We start from the raw sequence: 17,638 nt of genomic DNA, 5'->3' as shown, positions 1-17,638 counted from the left end.
GGCAGCAGCAAAGGGTGAACAGGCGGGCTAAAGGCATGGTGTATCTGGTTGTAGGGGTGTGGGGGGTATGGTGGTGTTGAGGGTGGATGATGTCAACGTGGCAGGGTTGGGATCGGTGGTGAATGGTCCCCTCACCCCAGCCCTCTCCCTCAGGGAGAGGGCTGGGGTGAGGGGACCATTCACCACAAAACCAAAACCAAAACCACAGCCACAACCACCCCCCCGCTTTACCCAACCTTTACCAACCCTAGACCTCGCCTTACACCCCCCCGGTGTTTCATACGTCCATGGCGAACCCACACAAGCCGCCTGAGGAGACATCATGATTTCCAAACTGACCAAAGTCCTGCTCCTGTCCGCCAGCCTGCTTGCCGCCGGCACGGCTTCGGCCACCGAGCGCAGTATCGTGGTACCGGTGATCGCGGGAGCCGCGGTGGGCGCGGTACTGGCCACCGCCATCAGCCACTCTCAGCGCAACGACCGCCCTCACTACCGGCCTGCCCCGCCGCCACCGCGCTACCAGCCAGTGGCCTATGTACCGGTGGTACCGCAGCCGCATCGATTCGCTCCGCCACCGCCGCGGGGCCACTATGACAGGCATTACGACCGGGGCTATGACAGGGGCCACGACCGCGGTCGCGGTGGTGATCGCTGGTAACGTTGCTCGCATCATCCGGATGACGCTCCTGGACCTGGTCGACCAGGCTCCAGGGGTTGCCAGCAGCCTGCGGTTGGTCGACCATCGCGCACTGCCGCAGTGTATCGACTGCGTGCACCCTGTCCCTTTAGCAACCGGATGACCACCGTCTTGACCCTCACTATCCGCCCCGCACAACCCAGCGATGCACCCCAGATCCTGGCCTTCATCACCGAGCTGGCCGAATACGAAAAAGCCCGCCACGAAGTCATCGCCAGCGTCGACGACATTCAACGCACCCTCTTCGGCGACAACGCGACTGCCCATGGGCTGATCTGCCTGCGCGGCGACCAGCCCGTGGGCTTCGCGGTGTACTTCTTCAACTACTCCACCTGGCAGGGCCGCAACGGGCTCTATCTGGAAGACCTCTACGTCAGCGTCGACGCGCGTGGCACCGGCGCCGGCAAGCTGTTGCTCAAGCACCTGGCCCGGGAAGCCTGTGCCAAAGGCTGCGGACGCTTCGAATGGAGCGTGCTGGACTGGAACGAGCCAGCCATCCAGTTCTACAAATCGATCGGCGCCCAACCCCAGCCGGAGTGGGTCCGGTATCGGATGGATGGGCAGGCGCTGCAGGCATTTGCTGCCGATGCGTAGACCTTCGTCTACAGACAATTGACAGACACACCGGCGGTAACTATCTTTTCGCAACGTTGTACGACGACGGATAACAAAAATAATAACCAGGTGATCCCACTATGAGCTCATCGTTCTCCCCGCCCCTCAATCGTTTGCTACTCACGGGCGCCGCCGGCGGCCTGGGCAAAGTGTTGCGCGAAACGCTCAAACCCTACGCCAAGGTCTTGCGCCTGTCGGACATCGCCCAGATGGCCCCCGCCGCGGACGACAGCGAAGAAGTGCAGCCTTGCGATCTGGCTGACAAACACGCCGTCGACCAGCTCGTGCAGGGGGTCGATGCCATCGTCCACTTCGGTGGGGTCTCGGTCGAGCGCCCTTTCGAAGAGATCATCGGCCCCAATATCAGCGGCATTTTCCACATCTACGAGGCTGCACGCCGCCATGGCGTCAAGCGCATCATCTTCGCCAGCTCCAACCATGTGATCGGTTTCTACAAGCAGACCGAGACCATCGATGCCCGCTGCGAGCGCCGCCCCGACAGCTATTACGGCCTGTCCAAGTCCTACGGCGAAGACATGGCGACCTTCTACTACGATCGTTACGGCATCGAAACCGTCAGCTTGCGCATTGGCTCCTCGTTCCCCGAACCGCAGAACCGCCGCATGCTCAGCACCTGGCTGAGTTACGCCGACCTGACCCAACTGATCCAACTGGGCCTGTTCACCCCGGACGTTGGCCACACGGTGGTGTACGGCGCCTCGGCCAACCGCGACGTGTGGTGGGACAACCGCTACGCCGCGCACCTGGGCTATCAGCCCAAGGACAGCTCCGAAGTGTTCCGCGACAAGGTCGAGGCGCAGCCAATGCCGCCCGCCGACGACCCCGCCATGGTGTATCAGGGTGGTGCTTTCGTAGCTGCGGGGCCTTTCGACGACAACAACTGATCCACCGTCCGACACTGCAATCACGACTAAAAAAACAACAACATCGGAGTCATCCATGGATTTCAAACGTACGCTGATCGTCGCTGCACTCCCCCTCGCTTTCTGCCTGTCGGGTCTTGCCCAGGCGGAGATCAAGATCAAGTTCGCCGAGGTTCATCCCACCGGGTATCCGCCGGTCGTGGCCGAGCAGGCGATGGGCAAGAAGCTGGAAGAGCAAAGCAAGGGCGAAATCAGCTTCAAGATGTTCGCCGGCGGCGTGCTGGGTTCGGAGAAGGAAGTGGTCGAGCAGGTACAGGCCAATGCCGTGCAGATGACGCGCGTCAGCCTGGGCATCGTCGGGCCGGTGGTGCCGGATGTGAACGCCTTCAACCTGCCGTTCATCTTTCGTGACCAGGCACACATGCGCAAGATCATCGACGGCGACATCGGCCAGGAGATGCTGGACAAGATCACCAATTCCAATTTCAACATGGTCGCCCTGGCCTGGATGGATGGTGGCACGCGCAACCTCTATACCAAAAAGCCGGTACGTAGCATCGCCGACCTCAAGGGCATGAAGATTCGCGTACAGGGCAACCCGGTGTTCATCGACACCATCAACGACATGGGCGGCAACGGTATCGCCATGGCTACGGGTGAAATTTTCAGTGCCCTGCAGACCGGCGTGATCGACGGCGCCGAGAACAACCCGCCGACCTTCCTGGAACACAACCATTACCAGAACGCCAAGTTCTACACCATGACCGAGCACCTGATCCTGCCGGAGCCGGTAGTGATCTCGAAGACCACCTGGGAAAAGTTGAACCCCGAGCAACAGGCCTTGGTGAAAAAGCTGGCCCGCGAAGCGCAGATGGAAGAGCGCGTGCTGTGGGACAAGAAATCCGCCGAAGCCGAGACCAAGCTCAAAGCCAGCGGTGTGGAGTTCATCAGCCTCACGCCTGAGCAGAAGAAAGCCTTCTACGACGCTACGCAGCCGGTTCGCGATAAATACGGCGCGCGGTACAAAGAGCTGATCACCCGTATCGAAGCCGTTCAGTAAGCCTGTCCGATAACGCCCCAGGGGGCTGGCGCGAGCCAGTCCCCCAGCCGCCGTGGTGATGCCTATGAAAAATACTGTGCTGCGTTTCAATGATCTGCTTTACCGCGTCTGCATCGGCATTGCCGGGCTGTCCGTGTTGATCATGACCTTGATCATTCCCTGGGGCATCTTCGCCCGCTACGTGCTGGGCAGTGGTTCCAGCTGGCCGGAACCGACCGCCATTCTGCTGATGGTGGTGTTCACCTTCTTCGGCGCCGCGGCCAGCTACCGTGCTGGCGCCCACATGGCCGTGAGCATGGCGGTGGACCGCATGCCGCCGCATATTCGCAAGATTGCCGCCATCGTGGTGCAGATCATGATGGCCATCGTCTGTGCGTTCATGGCCGTCAAAGGCTTCAAGCTGTGCGCCAACACCTGGAATCAGGTGGTGGGTGAAATGCCGTCACTGCGGGTGGGTATCTCGTACTTGCCGATCCCTATTGGTGGCGTGATCACCTTCATTTTCGTGCTGGAAAAACTGTTCCTGGGTGACCAGAGCCATCGCCGCGTAATGCGGTTCGACGTCGTTGAAGCCAGCGAAGGGGCCGCGTGAATGGACGCATTGATACTGTTGGGCAGCTTCATCGCATTGATCCTGATCGGCATGCCGGTCGCCTACGCACTGGGCCTGTCGGCACTGATCGGCGCCTGGTGGATCGAGATTCCCTTCGACGCGTTGATGATTCAGGTGGCGGGCGGGGTCAACAAGTTCTCGCTGCTGGCCATTCCGTTCTTCGTGCTGGCGGGCGCGATCATGGCCGAAGGCGGCATGTCGCGGCGCCTGGTGGCATTCGCCGGAGTGCTGGTGGGTTTCGTCCGCGGCGGGCTGTCGCTGGTGAACATCGTCGCCTCGACCTTCTTCGGCGCCATTTCCGGCTCGTCGGTGGCCGATACCGCGTCGGTGGGTTCGGTGCTGATCCCGGAAATGGAGCGTGCGGGCTACCCACGCGACTTTTCCACGGCGGTCACCGTCAGTGGTTCGGTGCAGGCATTGCTGACACCCCCCAGCCATAACTCGGTGCTGTACTCGCTGGCGGCTGGCGGCACGGTGTCCATTGCTTCGCTGTTCATGGCCGGGATCTTCCCGGGCCTGCTGCTCAGCGCCGTGATGATGGGGCTGTGCATGATCTTCGCCCGCAAGCGCAATTATCCGAAGGGTGAAGTGATCCCGATGCGTCAGGCATTGAAGATCGCCGGCGAGGCACTGTGGGGCCTGATGGCCATGGTGATCATTCTTGGCGGTATCCTGTCGGGTATCTTCACCGCCACCGAGTCGGCCGCCATTGCCGTGCTTTGGTCGTTCTTCGTCACCATGTTCATCTACCGCGACTACAAGTGGCGCGACCTACCCAAACTGATGCACCGCGCAGCTCGAACCATTTCCATCGTGATGATCTTGATCGGCTTCGCCGCCAGCTTCGGCTACATCCTGACGCTGATGGAAATCCCGATGAAGATCACCACCGCGTTTCTGACCCTGTCAGACAACCGCTACGTGATCCTGATGTGCATCAACGTGATGTTGCTGATGCTGGGCACGGTAATGGACATGGCCCCGCTGATCCTGATCCTTACGCCGATCCTGCTTCCGGTCATCGTAGGGGTAGGCGTGGACCCTGTGCACTTCGGCATGATCATGCTGGTGAATCTGGGGATTGGCTTGATTACCCCTCCCGTGGGCGCCGTGCTGTTCGTAGGGGCCGCAGTAGGTAAAGTCACCATCGAGGCCACAGTCAAGGCATTGCTGCCGTTCTACGCTGCACTGTTTCTGGTGCTGATGCTGGTGACCTACATTCCTGCCATCTCACTCTGGCTCCCAAGCGTGGTGCTCTGATCCCGAGGTGCCTGCGATCCGCGGTTGAACTCCTCTCCCTCAGGGAGAGGGGTGTTGCACAAAGCGAACATGGCAACCTGAATGTCACGCCGGTAAAAACAGCTGCAGATCAGCCTGACCATGCCGGTCCCCAATCAGGGTTACCCTTCGCGCGATCTGCACCCGATATTTCAGATGAACCTGCCCGAAAGTTAGCTCCAGGTCAGCAGTAAACTCCTGCACATATTTCGACACGAACAGCAATGAACTAACAATCGCACGCCACGATCATTTCTTATGCGCAGTCAGCGCGAAGCCCCGGTCTAGAGCATTTGCTCAGGGCCATGGATCGCCGATCGATAAGGAGCCGCCGTGACCGATACCACCTACCCCGTCTACCGCACCACGCCAAGCCCGCTGCATGCGACTTTGCTGGCCGGTACCGTGCCGCTGTTTCTTGGCGGCTTGTTCAGCGACATCGCCTATTACCAGACCTATCAGATTCAGTGGAGCAACTTCGCCGCCTGGCTTATCGCTGGGGCCTTGGTGTTCTGCGGCCTGGCGCTGCTGTTTGCGTTGGTGAATCTGGTTCGCGCCGAGCACAAGGCCGGTAGGCCCGTGCTGTACTTCCTGCTGCTGCTGGCGACCTTCGTGCTGGGGCTGATCAACGCCTTCGAACATGCCAAGGACGCCTGGGCGGTGATGCCCTCAGGCTTGATCCTGTCGGTGATCGTCACGGTGCTGGCCATTGTTTCGACGTGGACCGGGCTGACCAATCTGCGTTCCGGGGGTGTGAAATGAAGCCTTGCAACGCACTGACCGCCTTGAGCATGGCGCTGCTGCTGAGCGCCTGTGGTGGCGAAGCCGACAGCACCCAGGCCCGTGGCCCGGACCCGAAATTGCCAGACCCGCAACGTGGGCTGTTGCCGAGCATGAAGATTGCCGAGCCGGTGGCCTGGGGATCGCAGAAACCTACTGTGCCTGAAGGTTTCAGCATCACCGCGATTGCCACCGATCTGAAGATTCCACGCCAGACCCTGGTGCTGCCCAACGGCGATATCCTGGTGGCCGAAGGCCGTGGCGGCAGTGCTGCCAAGCTCAAGCCCAAGGACGTCATTGCCAGCTACATCAAGGCCCAGGGCAATACCCAGGTCAAAGGCGGCAACCGCTTGACCCTGCTGCGTGACGCCAATGGCGACGGCACCTACGAGGTCAACTCGGTGTTTGCCGAGAACCTCAATGCCCCCTACGGCCTGGCCTTCGCCAACGGCAAGGTGTACGTGGCCAACCAGGACGCACTGGTGAGCTTCGACTACACCGACGGCCAGACCAAGGCCAGCGGCGAGCCGACCAAACTCGCAGACCTGCCCTCAGCCATCAACCACCACTGGACCAAGGCCCTGGCGGCGAGCGAAGACGGGCGTTTCCTGTACGTGGGGATCGGCTCGAACAGCAACGTCACCGAACGCGGCATGGAAGTCGAGATCGACCGCGCCATGGTCTGGCAGATCGATGCCCAGACCGGCGCGCACAAGCCCTATGCCACCGGTTTGCGCAACCCCACCGCGCTGACCATCCAGCCCGGCACAGGGCAACTGTGGACCGTGGTCAACGAACGCGACGAACTGGGCCCCGACCTGGTGCCGGACTACCTGACCTCGGTACGCGAGGGCGCGTTCTACGGCTGGCCCTACAGCTACTGGGGCCAGAACGTCGACCCTCGCGCGCAGCCACAAAACCCGCAGAAGGTGGCGGCGGCGGTGAAGCCCGATTACAGCTTGGGTTCTCACGTGGCAGCGCTGGGCGTGGACTTCTCCATTGCGCAAATGGGTGAGAAGTTCGCCGACGGCGTATTCGTGGGAGAGCACGGCAGCTGGAACAGGGATAACCCGGTGGGCTACAAGGTGATCTTCGTGCCCTTCAACAACGGCCGGCCGGCTGGCGAGCCGGTGGATTTCGCCACGGGCTTTCGTGGTGATGACGGCAAGACGCGGGGTCGGCCAGTCGGTGTGACGGTGGATCCGCGCGGCGCACTGATCATCGCCGACGACCTCGCCAATACGGTGTGGCGAGTCACGCGTAATCAGTGAGTCACCCGCCCCGGAGCATGCTCATGCTCCGGGGCGCCTTTACCCCCTCCCCGCTGTTCATTCCCCGCCCCTGAACCTAGACTGTACCGACTCGATGCGTCGGCCAGAGCTGGCGCATGCTCCCTGTCTCTCGCCAAGGTGCATTCATGAGCCATCCGTTTACCTCGCTGGGCCTGGCCCACCCCATCATTCAGGCGCCCATGGCAGGTACCGCAACACCGGCGCTTGCTGCCGCCGTGTGCGAGGCCGGCGGCCTGGGCTCGATCTCCATCGCGGCGGCGGACATCGACACCGCACGCAAAATGATTCGCCAGTTGCGAGCCCTCACCGCCAAGCCGTTCAACGTCAACGTGTTCTGTCATCAGCCCTCGGTGGCCAATGCACAGGTGGAGCGGGCCTGGCTGACTCACCTCGCGCCTTTCTTCGCCGAATTCGGCCAGTCCGCACCCGCTGCCATTCAGGACATTTACACCACATTCCGTGGGTCCGAGGCGCAGCTGCGGTTATTGCTGGAGGAGCGACCGGCTGTCGTTAGCTTCCACCTGGGCTTGCCCGAGCAAGGGTACATAGACGCCTTGAAGGCGGCAGGCATCATATTGTTCGCCAGCGCCACTCAGCTTGAGGAGGGGCTGGCCGCTCAAGCCGCCGGCGTGGATGTGGTCGTGGCTCAGGGCATCGAGGCCGGCGGCCACCGCGGGGTATTCGATCCAAAAGCTGCAGATGCTCAGTTGCCGACACTGGCGTTGCTCGAACAACTGCTCAACGGTTTGAACATTCCGGTGATCGCGGCCGGAGGGCTCATGGATGGCGGCGATATTCGCCGAGTACTGGACATGGGCGCCGTGGCCGCGCAGTTGGGCACGGCGTTCGTGCTCTGTCCGGAATCGGCAGCCAACCCGGCTTACCGTCGCATGCTGGCCAGCGAACGCGCGGGGACCACGGCGTTGACCGAAGTGATTTCCGGAAGGCCGGCGCGAGGCATGGTCAATCGGTTCATGCGCGAGGTGGGTGCGGCAGGCCATCCGTTGGTGCCCGATTTCGGCATCGCCTATAACGCTGGCAAGCAGTTGAGTGAGGCGGCATCGAAGGCCGGGAGCGATGAATTTTCTCCGTTCTGGGCTGGGCAGCAGGCGCTGCGGGCCAGGGCGATGCCGGCGGGTGAGTTGATGGCGGTGCTGGTTGGGGAGTATGGGGGGTAGGTGGCTTTGGGCGGGGTGGGGATTGGGGGTGGATGGTCCCCTCACCCCAGCTCTCTCCCTGGGGGAGAGGGAGCAGTACGAGGGTGCTACGGATATAGGTGATCTGCTTCTAGCTCCCTCTCCCCCAGGGAGAGGGCTGGGGTGAGGGGACCATCCACCACAAAACCCAATTGACCGCCCCATAACATGATACCCATAATCCAAAAAAACCTACCCCATCCAGGAGGCACCCCATGCACTACACCCCCTTCGGCCAAACCGGCCTAAATCTCTCCCAGGTCGCACTGGGCACCGGCAATTTCGGCACCGGCTGGGGCTACGGCGCCGACGCCACCACCAGCGCACAGATCTTCAACGCCTACGCCGAAGCAGGCGGCAACTTCATCGATACCGCAGACGTCTATCAGTTCGGCCAATCCGAAACCCTCGTAGGCCAGTTGCTCAAGGGTCGGCGTGAAGACTTCGTGCTGGCCACCAAATACACCAACGGCGCTTCAGCCGACGCCAATCGCCTGGTGACCGGCAACAGCCGCAAAGCCATGGTCGCCTCGGTGGAGGCCAGCCTCAAGCGCCTGGGTACCGATCGTATCGACCTTTATTGGGTCCACCATCCCGACGGCGTCACGCCGATGGAAGAGATCGTCCGCGGCTTCGAGGACCTGGCCCGCGCGGGCAAGATCCTCTATGCCGGGCTGTCCAACTTTTCCGCCTGGCGGCTGGCGCAGGCGGCCACCATTGCCGAGTTCACCCGTGCCGTGCCCATTGCCGCCGCGCAGTTCGAGCACAGCCTGGTCCACCGCGACCCCGAGAGCGACCTGTTTCCCGCCGCCCTGGCCCTGGGCTTGGGCATGGTGACCTGGTCGCCGCTGGGCGGTGGCATGCTCACGGGCAAATACCGCAATGGCGAGAAAGGCCGTGCCGAAGGTTTTGGCGGGCGGGTGTTCCAGGCAGAGAATTCGGCGCAACGTACCCGAGTGCTCGATACTGTGATCGATGTAGCCAGCCAGTTGGGCGTCAACGCCGGTCAAGTCGCCATTGCCTGGGCCGCCGGCCATGGCTCGGTGCCTATTCTGGGACCACGTTCGGTTGAGCAGTTGCAGGATAATCTGGTGGCGCTGACGGTCGAGTTTTCCTCGGAGCAACGGGCCCGATTGGATGACGCAAGCAAGATGGTGTGAAGCGAGAAAGCGGCATCGAGCGATGCAGCTTGAAGAAATGGCAGGGGCGGCTGGATTCGAACCAACGCATGGCAGGATCAAAACCTGCTGCCTTACCGCTTGGCGACGCCCCTGTATCCGTTGCGATGAGAACCGAGACCGGTCTCTGCAAGAACGGGCGCAAATTTATCAGCTTTTTGCCAAGACGGGAAGCCTAAATTTTACAAAAAACTATTCTAAAACAGCCGCTTGCTTTTCACTGGGGCAATCGGTGCAACATTGTCGGCCTGGAAGCTGAACCGCGCCGCCCGCTGACCAGTCCTATCCAGACCCTATCCGCCGACGCATCACGCGAACAAACCCGGAGATTCGCCCCATGAGCAACGCCCCTTACGTTCCGCCCAAGGTCTGGCACGACGAGACGACATCGGGCGGCGAATTCGCCAAGATCAACCGCCCCGCCGCCGGCCCGACCCACGACAGGACCCTGCCCGTGGGCAAGCATCCCTTGCAGCTGTACTCCCTGGCCACGCCCAACGGCGTGAAGGTCACCATCCTGCTGGAAGAGTTGCTGGCGCTGGGGCAGACCGACGCCGAGTACGACGCGTGGCTGATTCGCATCGGCGACGGCGACCAGTTTTCCAGCGGCTTCGTCGAGGTCAACCCCAACTCGAAGATCCCCGCCCTGCTCGACCGCAGCGTCGAACCTGCGCAGCGTGTATTCGAGTCCGGTTCGATCCTGCTGTACCTCGCGGAAAAATTCGGCAAGTTCCTGCCCACCGCAACGGCCCAACGCACTGAAGCCCTGAACTGGCTGTTCTGGCAGATGGGCGCAGCGCCCTACCTGGGCGGCGGTTTCGGGCATTTCTATGCCTATGCGCCAGAGAAACTGGAATACCCGATCAACCGCTTCACCATGGAAGCCAAGCGCCAACTGGACGTGCTCGACCGCCGCCTGGCCGAAAGCCGTTATCTGGCCGGTGACGAATACAGCATCGCCGACATCGCCGTGTGGCCCTGGTATGGGCAACTGGTGCGGGGCAATTTGTATTCGGCTGCCGAGTTTCTTGCCGTGCATCAATACACCCACGTGCAACGCTGGGCCGAAGAGATTGCCAGTCGCCCTGCCGTGCAGCGCGGGCAGCGGGTCAATCGTACCTGGGGCGACGAGGACAGCCAGGTTGCGGAACGTCACAGCAGTGAAGACCTGGACTGAACGGCGGGATCAGCGAAAGAAGTGGCTGGGCGTCCTGCCAAACTGCTTCTTGAACATGGTGGCGAAGGCGCTGGGGCTGTCATAGCCCAGCGCCCCCGCCACGTCGATGATCTTCTCGCCCACTGCGATGCGCTCCAGCGCGAGCAGTAACCGGGCTTGCTGACGCCATTGGCCGAAGGTCAGGCCGGTTTGTTTCTGGAACAGGCGCTGGATGGTCTTTTCGTCGACGTCCAGCCGGGCGCTCCAGTGGGCCAGTGTCGAGCGGTCACCCGGATCGCCCTGCAGGGTCGAGCAGATGGTTTTGATACGCGAGTCGACGGGTTGCGGCAGTTGCAGCGGCAAGGTCGGCAGGATAGTCAACTCATCCAGGATCAGCTGCATGATTCGCCCTTCACGGGAGCTTTCGTCGTAAGGCCCCCTGATGCCCACAGAGACCAGAATCAGCTCGCTCAGCAGGTTGGAAATGCTGACCGCGCGGGTTTCATCGGGTAGCTGCAATGCCGCATCAGGCCGCACGAACACACTGCGCATCTTCACCGTGCCGACACAGCGGATCGAGTGCACCTGGCCGCAAGGCATCCAGATGCCGCGGCTTGGCGGCACGGTCCACTGGCTGTTGGCGCAGTGCACCACCATCACCCCTTCCACCGCATAGATAAGCTGATGCTTGCGGTGGGAATGCGGGGCGATGTAGCAGTTCTCCGGGTAATCCCGGGCGCTGCTGCGCACCGGCCAGCGGCCCTCGTTGATCTCGCGCAGCAACTCGACAGGAAGCTCCATCAGCATGCCCTTTTTGCGATAGCCATGTCCCGAACTGCGCGAGACAGGCAAATTTAAGGGCCTTAGGATAGCGCCGAATCCGCGATTTGGCTGCCGGTTCATTGGCCGTACCGAACCGCGCTGTCTTGCGTACTTTTTTCTCGCCCGGAAAAGCAACCATGTCTACCACCACCTCCTCGCCTTCGGCGACCGCCGCAGTCGCCGGCCAGGCCAGCCCCCTGGTCATGCGCGTGATCGGCGCTTGCGCCCTGGCGCATCTGATCAACGACCTGATCCAGGCCGTGCTGCCTTCGATCTATCCCATGCTCAAGGCCAACTACGGGCTGAGCTTTACTCAGGTCGGCCTGATTACCCTGACTTTCCAGCTCACTGCGTCGCTGCTGCAGCCGTGGGTGGGTTATCACACCGATCGGCACCCCAAGCCTTGGTTGTTACCGGCGGGGATGGTGTGCACCTTGGTCGGCATCCTGATGTTGGCATTCGTGGGTAGTTTTCCCGCCATTTTGTTGGCCGCAGCGCTGGTGGGTATCGGTTCGTCGACCTTCCACCCCGAAACTTCACGGGTGGCGCGACTGGCGTCCGGGGGCCGCTATGGCCTGGCGCAGTCGACCTTTCAGGTGGGTGGCAACGCCGGCAGTGCATTCGGGCCATTGCTGGCAGCGGCCATCATCATTCCCTATGGACAAGGCAATGTGGCCTGGTTCGGATTGTTTGCAGCGTTCGCCATCATGGTGCTCTACGGCCTGAGCCGCTGGTACCGCCATCACCTGAGCCTGTTCAAGCTCAAGCAGGGCGGCAAGGCCACCCACGGTTTGTCCAAGGGCCGGGTGACGTTCGCGCTGGTAGTGCTGGCGTTGCTGGTGTTCTCCAAGTATTTCTACATGGCCAGCTTCACCAGCTACTTCACCTTCTACCTGATCGAGAAGTTCGACCTGTCGGTGGCCAGCTCGCAGCTGTATCTGTTCCTGTTCCTGGGCGCGGTGGCGGCCGGTACGTTCTTCGGCGGACCGATCGGCGACCGTATCGGGCGCAAGAAAGTGATCTGGTTTTCGATCCTCGGTGTGGCGCCCTTTACCCTTGCCCTGCCCTATGTGGACTTGTTCTGGACAGCGCTGCTAAGCATGGTGATCGGCTTTATCCTGGCCTCCGCGTTCTCGGCCATCGTGGTGTTTGCCCAGGAGTTGGTGCCGGGCAATGTGGGGATGATTGCCGGCGTGTTCTTTGGCCTGATGTTCGGCTTTGGCGGGATTGGCGCGGCGTTGCTGGGGCATCTGGCGGATATTCATGGGATTGAATATGTGTACACGCTGTGCTCGTATCTGCCGTTGTTTGGGGTGTTGACGGTGTTGTTGCCTTCTACCAAGGGGGTTTGAGCTGGGATTTGTGGTGAATGGTCCCCTCACCCCAGCCCTCTCCCTGAGGGAGAGGGAGCTAGAAGCGGATCGCGTTGATGCGGCTGGCGGTGATCTGCTCCCTCTCCCTCAGGGAGAGGGCTGGGGTGAGGGGACCAGACGCCGCCGCTCCCCCGCCTCAACCCTTATGCAAAGCTTCACCATGATGCAGCGCCGAATGTCCGGTCTTGTCGCTCTTGACCTCATACTGCGGCTGCTCCTTTGACGCCGGACGATGCTTGCCCATGAACTCCACGTCCTGGGTATGCACTTTGGTGATCTTGCCGTGTATCTCTCCAGCTTCGGAATTCCAGCGGACCTTGTCTCCCACCTTGAATGACGTGCTCATAGCCATGCTCCTGTGAATGGGCCTGTACATGCGAGCTCTTTGCCGAGCGCAAATTCCGTTGGCCCGACCAGTCGCTGCCGCCTTTGCTCAGGCTTTAGCTGTCAGGAAACGGCAGCGACAACAGCCACTCCCTGAACGCCTTCAGCGCCGGCAGGTTCTGATAGGGTGCGGGGTATGCCAGGTAATAGCCGCGCCCACTCTCCATGGGCTGGAACAGCGTCACCAGCTCACCACTGGCGAGCTCATCCTGCACCAGAATGCGCGGCACCAGGCCAATCCCGATGCCGGCTACCACGGCCTGGATCAAGTGCGCGGTCTGCTCGAAGCTCGGGCCCATGCGCATCGCACCCTGGTGATGCAGTTCGTTGTGAGCGAACCATTCGGCCCAGGCGTGCGGCCTTGAGACCACACTGAGCAATACTTGCCTGGAGGCCTGTTGCGGCGACATCTCGGCATGGCCTGGCAGCACCTTCGGGCTGGCCACCACTACCAGCTTCTCCGACAGCAGGCGATGGGCCTGGTAGCCCGGCCACTGGCCCGAGCCGGCGCAGATGATGGCGGTCATGTCATCGGCGCCCTCGGAAAGATCGCCGCGCACGATCCGCGAGTGGATATGCACCAGGCTGCCCGGATGACGGGTATAGAAATCACTCATGCGCGGCATCAGCCATTTCGACGCGAACGTCGGCAATACCGCCAGGTGCAGGGTATCGGCCTCTGAGCGGTGCGAGATGGTTTGCAACGTGGCACTGCGGATGCGGGCCAGCGCCGCGGCCAGTTCGTGCTGGTACAACGCCCCGGCAGCAGTCAGCTCGATATGGCGACCGTCGCGCTTGAACAGACTGACTTCCAGCAGCGCCTCCAGCGCTTGCACCTGCCGACTGACCGCACTTTGGGTCAGGGCCAGTTCAGCGGCGGCCTTGGTGAAGCTGCCGTGGCGCCCGGCGGCTTCGAATGCGAGCAACAACGACATGGAGGGGGTGAGCCGTCTCGGGTTCATTCATAAAGCTCATGCAAAGTCTGAAGGATTTACGTTTGTACTGGCCGTATTGCGAGATGAAAATACCCTATAAGCATACGCGCTGCGAATGCAAAAAATTATCGTTGCCGCTGGATGACATCGCCCATGATCGCTGCCCTGCCTCTTCAACACGCTACTGAATCTCTGTACGAAGCGTTTCTGCGCCTGTTGCAGGTGCACGGTTTCGAGGGCGAGATCGTCAATGACTACGGCACCCGGACGGTCCTGGCCACTGACAACTCCATCTATCAGCGCTTGCCCCAGGCTGCCGTATTCCCGCGCCACGAGGCCGACGTGCAACTGCTGGCACGCCTGGCGACCCTGCCCGACTACCGCAGCATCGTGCTGACGCCGCGCGGCGGCGGTACCGGTACCAATGGCCAGTCGTTGACCGATGGACTGGTGGTGGACCTGTCGCGCCATCTCAACCAGGTGCTGGAGATCAACGTGCAAGAGCGCTGGGTACGGGTGCAGAGCGGTGTGGTCAAAGACCAGCTCAACGCGGCGCTCAAACCTCACGGACTGTTCTTCGCCCCGGAGCTGTCGACCTCCAATCGCGCCACCATCGGCGGCATGATCAATACCGACGCCAGTGGCCAGGGCAGTTGCACCTACGGCAAGACCCGCGATCATGTGCTGGAGCTGAGCACCGTGCTGCTGGGCGGCGAGCGGCTGCACAGCCAGGTGATCGATGAACGACAGTTGCGCACACACAACGCCGGCACCGACCGCATTGCCAACGTCTACCGCTGCGCTTCGGAGATCGCCGACCAGCAAGCGGAACTGATCGAAGCGATATTCCCCAAGCTCAATCGCTGCCTCACCGGCTACGATCTGGCGCACCTGCGCGAAGCCGACGGCCGCTTCAATCTCAACAGTGTGCTGTGCGGCTCGGAAGGCTCGCTGGGCTTCATCGTTCAGGCCAAGCTCAATGTGCTGCCGATTCCCCGCCACTCGATTCTGGTCAACGTGCGCTATGCCGGCTTCATGGATGCGCTGAACGACGCCAATGCGCTGATGGCCCATGAACCGTTGTCGATCGAGACGGTGGACTCCAAGGTGCTGATGCTGGCGATGAACGACATCGTCTGGCACGGCGTGGCCGAGTACTTCCCCAGTGACGAGCACACCCCGACCCTGGGCATCAACCTGGTGGAGTTCAGCGGCGAGGACCTTGAGGTGCTCGAACAGCGCGTGCAGCAATTCCTTCTCCACTTGCAGCAGGACGTCTCGGTGCAGCGCCTGGGGCATACGCTGGCTGTCGGCGCCCAGGCGGTGAACCGTGTCTATGCCATGCGCAAACGGGCGGTCGGCCTGCTGGGCAATGTCAAGGGCGAGGCACGTCCGCAGCCATTCGTGGAGGACACCGCGGTGCCGCCGCATAACCTGGCCGAGTACATCGGCGAGTTTCGCGCGTTGCTCGACGGTTACGGCCTGCAGTACGGCATGTTCGGCCACGTCGACGCCGGGGTGCTGCATGTGCGGCCGATTCTGGACATGAAAGACCCGCAGCAGGCCGCGCTGATTCGGCCGATCTCAGACGCGGTGGCCGCCCTCACCCACAAGCATGGCGGCTTGCTGTGGGGTGAGCACGGCAAGGGCCTGCGCTCGCAATACGTCCCTGATTATTTCGGCGCACTGTACCCGGCACTGCAGGCGCTCAAGGCTGCCTTTGACCCTTACAATCAGCTCAATCCGGGCAAGATCGCCACACCCGGGTCGGTGCCGGCGGCGCGTCTGACGCCAGTGGATGAGGTGGTGCTACGGGGCGAACTCGACCGTACCATCGATGAACGCGTGTGGCAGAGCTACGACAGCGCGTTGCACTGCAACGGCAATGGCGCGTGCTACAACTACGACCCCAATGACGCCATGTGCCCGTCATGGAAAGCCACCCGCAACCGTATTCATTCACCCAAAGGCCGGGCCTCGCTGATTCGCGAATGGCTGCGCCTGCAGGGGGAGCAAGGGGTGAAGGTATTGGAGGCAGCGGGCCGCAACAGCCCGTTGCAAGTGGTCAAACGCACCTGGAACAGTACTGCGCGACTGCTCGGCCGGCAGGACTTTTCCCATGAAGTGTACGATGCCATGGCCGGGTGTCTGGCTTGCAAGTCCTGCGCGGGACAGTGCCCTGTGAAGGTCAACGTGCCGGAATTCCGCTCGCGTTTCCTTGAGCTTTATCACGGTCGCTACCTGCGCCCGCTGAAGGATTACCTGATTGGTTCGCTGGAGTTCAGCATTCCCCATCTCGCTCGATTCCCGCGCAGCTATAACGCCGTGATGGCGTTCAAACCGGTGCGTTATGCCCTCGAACACGTGGCAGGCATGGTCGACAGTCCGCTGCTGAGCCTGATGAACTTCGATGCGCTGTGCCGCCGTTGGAACGTGCGTATGGCCCGCCCTGAACAGTTGACGGCACTCACGCCCGAACAGCGTCAGCGCAGTGTGGTGCTGGTGCAGGACGCCTTCACCCGCTACTTCGATACCCCGGTGGTGGCGGATTGGCTGGAGCTGATTTCGCGCCTGGGCTATCAGGTGTACCTGGCGCCGTTCGCGCCCAACGGCAAGCCGCTGCAAGTCCAGGGCTTTCTTGGCGCCTTCGCCAAGGCGGCTGCTCACAACGCACAGTCTCTCGGTCAACTGCAGGCCAGCGGTGTAGCGTTGGTGGGCCTGGACCCGGCCATGACCCTGGTGTATCGCCAGGAATACGCCAAGACCCTGCCGACCGGGCAAGCCCCCGCAGTATTGCTGCCCCAGGAATGGCTGGCCCAGGTGCTGGACCAGGCGGAGCCGGTGGCTGACGTCCCGGCCTATCAGTTCCTGCCCCACTGCACGGAAAAAACCAACGAACCGGCCAGCGTCGGGTTGTGGCAGCAGGTGTTCAGCCGCCTGGGGCTCAAGCTCGACGTGTTGGCTGCCGGGTGCTGTGGGATGTCAGGCACCTATGGGCACGAGAAGCGCAACCTGGCGACCTCTCAGGTGATCTACCAACAGTCCTGGCAACCGCTGCTGGCCAAGCACCAACCCCAGGGGCGCCTGGTAGCCGACGGTTATTCCTGCCGAAGCCAGGTCAAGCGTCAGGAAGGCCAGAGCGTGCGCCATCCATTGCAAGCGTTGCTGGAGCACCTGCGCGGGGCCGACAGCGCGGCGTAAAGCCGCGGAGAGGCCTGTGCAGACAGCGGCAGGTCTGGCATTTGCAGAGGGTCCACCGGCCCCGGCCCTTCCCACGCCTTTTGTAGGAGCGGCGTGAAGCCGCGAAGGGGCCCGAGCGGGCAGCGGCAGGTCTGGCATTTGCAGGCGTAGGAGCGGCGTGAAGCCGCGAAGGGG

17 protein-coding genes and 1 tRNA gene are annotated in these 17,638 nt (G+C 62.0%); 14 read left to right on the top strand and 4 right to left on the bottom strand.

Features of this window, described 5'->3' with window-relative positions:
• Window positions 1-322: 322 nt before the first annotated feature.
• The 11 genes from B3397_RS10410 (at window position 323) to B3397_RS10360 (ending at window position 9,575) form a co-directional block, all read left to right on the top strand.
• Window positions 323-658, top strand: coding sequence for a hypothetical protein (locus B3397_RS10410; RefSeq protein WP_296249717.1), 336 nt, complete (start codon window positions 323-325; stop codon window positions 656-658).
• Between the two features lie 150 nt (window positions 659-808).
• Complete coding sequence (locus B3397_RS10405; protein ID WP_296249732.1) at window positions 809-1,291, top strand: GNAT family N-acetyltransferase; 483 nt, start codon at window positions 809-811, stop codon at window positions 1,289-1,291.
• Between the two features lie 101 nt (window positions 1,292-1,392).
• Window positions 1,393-2,217: an NAD-dependent epimerase/dehydratase family protein gene (locus tag B3397_RS10400; RefSeq protein WP_296249715.1), complete on the top strand. Its 825-nt coding sequence runs from the start codon at window positions 1,393-1,395 to the stop codon at window positions 2,215-2,217.
• A gap of 55 nt (window positions 2,218-2,272) precedes the next feature.
• The gene (locus B3397_RS10395) at window positions 2,273-3,256 is read left to right on the top strand and encodes a TRAP transporter substrate-binding protein (RefSeq protein ID WP_296249713.1); all 984 of its coding nucleotides are present in this window, start codon (window positions 2,273-2,275) and stop codon (window positions 3,254-3,256) included.
• A 64-nt stretch (window positions 3,257-3,320) separates the two neighbouring features.
• On the top strand, window positions 3,321-3,848 hold the full coding sequence (locus tag B3397_RS10390; RefSeq protein WP_296249711.1) for a TRAP transporter small permease: 528 nt from the start codon (window positions 3,321-3,323) through the stop codon (window positions 3,846-3,848).
• Window positions 3,849-5,129 carry a TRAP transporter large permease gene (locus B3397_RS10385; protein ID WP_296249709.1) on the top strand — a complete coding sequence of 427 codons (1,281 nt, stop codon included), beginning with the start codon at window positions 3,849-3,851 and terminating at the stop codon, window positions 5,127-5,129.
• 102 nt (window positions 5,130-5,231) lie between these two features.
• Window positions 5,232-5,324: a HipA N-terminal domain-containing protein gene (locus tag B3397_RS10380; protein WP_349679023.1), complete on the top strand. Its 93-nt coding sequence runs from the start codon at window positions 5,232-5,234 to the stop codon at window positions 5,322-5,324.
• A 156-nt stretch (window positions 5,325-5,480) separates the two neighbouring features.
• A complete protein-coding gene (locus B3397_RS10375; RefSeq protein ID WP_296249707.1) occupies window positions 5,481-5,909 on the top strand; it encodes a DUF2231 domain-containing protein in 429 nt (142 codons plus the stop codon).
• A complete protein-coding gene (locus tag B3397_RS10370; protein WP_296249705.1) occupies window positions 5,906-7,198 on the top strand; it encodes a PQQ-dependent sugar dehydrogenase in 1,293 nt (430 codons plus the stop codon). Before B3397_RS10375 ends, B3397_RS10370 begins: the two co-directional genes overlap by 4 nt.
• 146 nt (window positions 7,199-7,344) lie before the next feature.
• The gene (locus B3397_RS10365) at window positions 7,345-8,397 is read left to right on the top strand and encodes an NAD(P)H-dependent flavin oxidoreductase (protein ID WP_296249703.1); all 1,053 of its coding nucleotides are present in this window, start codon (window positions 7,345-7,347) and stop codon (window positions 8,395-8,397) included.
• A gap of 233 nt (window positions 8,398-8,630) precedes the next feature.
• Window positions 8,631-9,575, top strand: a complete 945-nt coding sequence (locus tag B3397_RS10360) for an aldo/keto reductase (RefSeq protein ID WP_296249701.1) — start codon at window positions 8,631-8,633, stop codon at window positions 9,573-9,575.
• 38 nt (window positions 9,576-9,613) lie between these two features.
• Here the strand turns inward: B3397_RS10360 and B3397_RS10355 are convergent.
• Window positions 9,614-9,688 (bottom strand) — tRNA-Gln (locus tag B3397_RS10355).
• Window positions 9,689-9,930: 242 nt separating this feature from the next.
• On the opposite strand from B3397_RS10355, the gene yghU reads away from it, so the two are divergent.
• Window positions 9,931-10,770, top strand: coding sequence for a glutathione-dependent disulfide-bond oxidoreductase (gene yghU, locus B3397_RS10350; protein WP_296249699.1), 840 nt, complete (start codon window positions 9,931-9,933; stop codon window positions 10,768-10,770).
• A 9-nt stretch (window positions 10,771-10,779) separates the two neighbouring features.
• Here the strand turns inward: yghU and B3397_RS10345 are convergent, their stop codons facing one another.
• Window positions 10,780-11,550: an AraC family transcriptional regulator gene (locus B3397_RS10345; RefSeq protein ID WP_296249697.1), complete on the bottom strand. Its 771-nt coding sequence runs from the start codon at window positions 11,548-11,550 to the stop codon at window positions 10,780-10,782.
• Between the two features lie 158 nt (window positions 11,551-11,708).
• Between B3397_RS10345 and B3397_RS10340 the strand changes: the two genes are divergently transcribed.
• The gene (locus B3397_RS10340) at window positions 11,709-12,923 is read left to right on the top strand and encodes an MFS transporter (protein WP_296249695.1); all 1,215 of its coding nucleotides are present in this window, start codon (window positions 11,709-11,711) and stop codon (window positions 12,921-12,923) included.
• 157 nt (window positions 12,924-13,080) lie between these two features.
• Here B3397_RS10340 and B3397_RS10335 read toward each other — a convergent pair whose 3' ends face one another.
• On the bottom strand, window positions 13,081-13,290 hold the full coding sequence (locus B3397_RS10335; RefSeq protein ID WP_296249693.1) for a DUF2945 domain-containing protein: 210 nt from the start codon (window positions 13,288-13,290) through the stop codon (window positions 13,081-13,083).
• Between the two features lie 94 nt (window positions 13,291-13,384).
• The gene (locus B3397_RS10330) at window positions 13,385-14,290 is read right to left on the bottom strand and encodes a LysR substrate-binding domain-containing protein (RefSeq protein WP_296249691.1); all 906 of its coding nucleotides are present in this window, start codon (window positions 14,288-14,290) and stop codon (window positions 13,385-13,387) included.
• 126 nt (window positions 14,291-14,416) lie between these two features.
• Here B3397_RS10330 and ydiJ point away from each other — a divergent pair, with 126 nt between their 5' ends.
• Complete coding sequence (gene ydiJ / locus B3397_RS10325) at window positions 14,417-17,464, top strand: D-2-hydroxyglutarate dehydrogenase YdiJ (RefSeq protein ID WP_296249689.1); 3,048 nt, start codon at window positions 14,417-14,419, stop codon at window positions 17,462-17,464.
• The last annotated feature ends 174 nt before the right edge of the window (window positions 17,465-17,638 follow it).

The organism is Pseudomonas sp. UBA4194, from assembly GCF_002379585.1.
Taxonomy (GTDB): Bacteria; Pseudomonadota; Gammaproteobacteria; order Pseudomonadales; family Pseudomonadaceae; genus Aquipseudomonas.
This window is presented reverse-complemented; position numbering and strand designations above follow the sequence as displayed.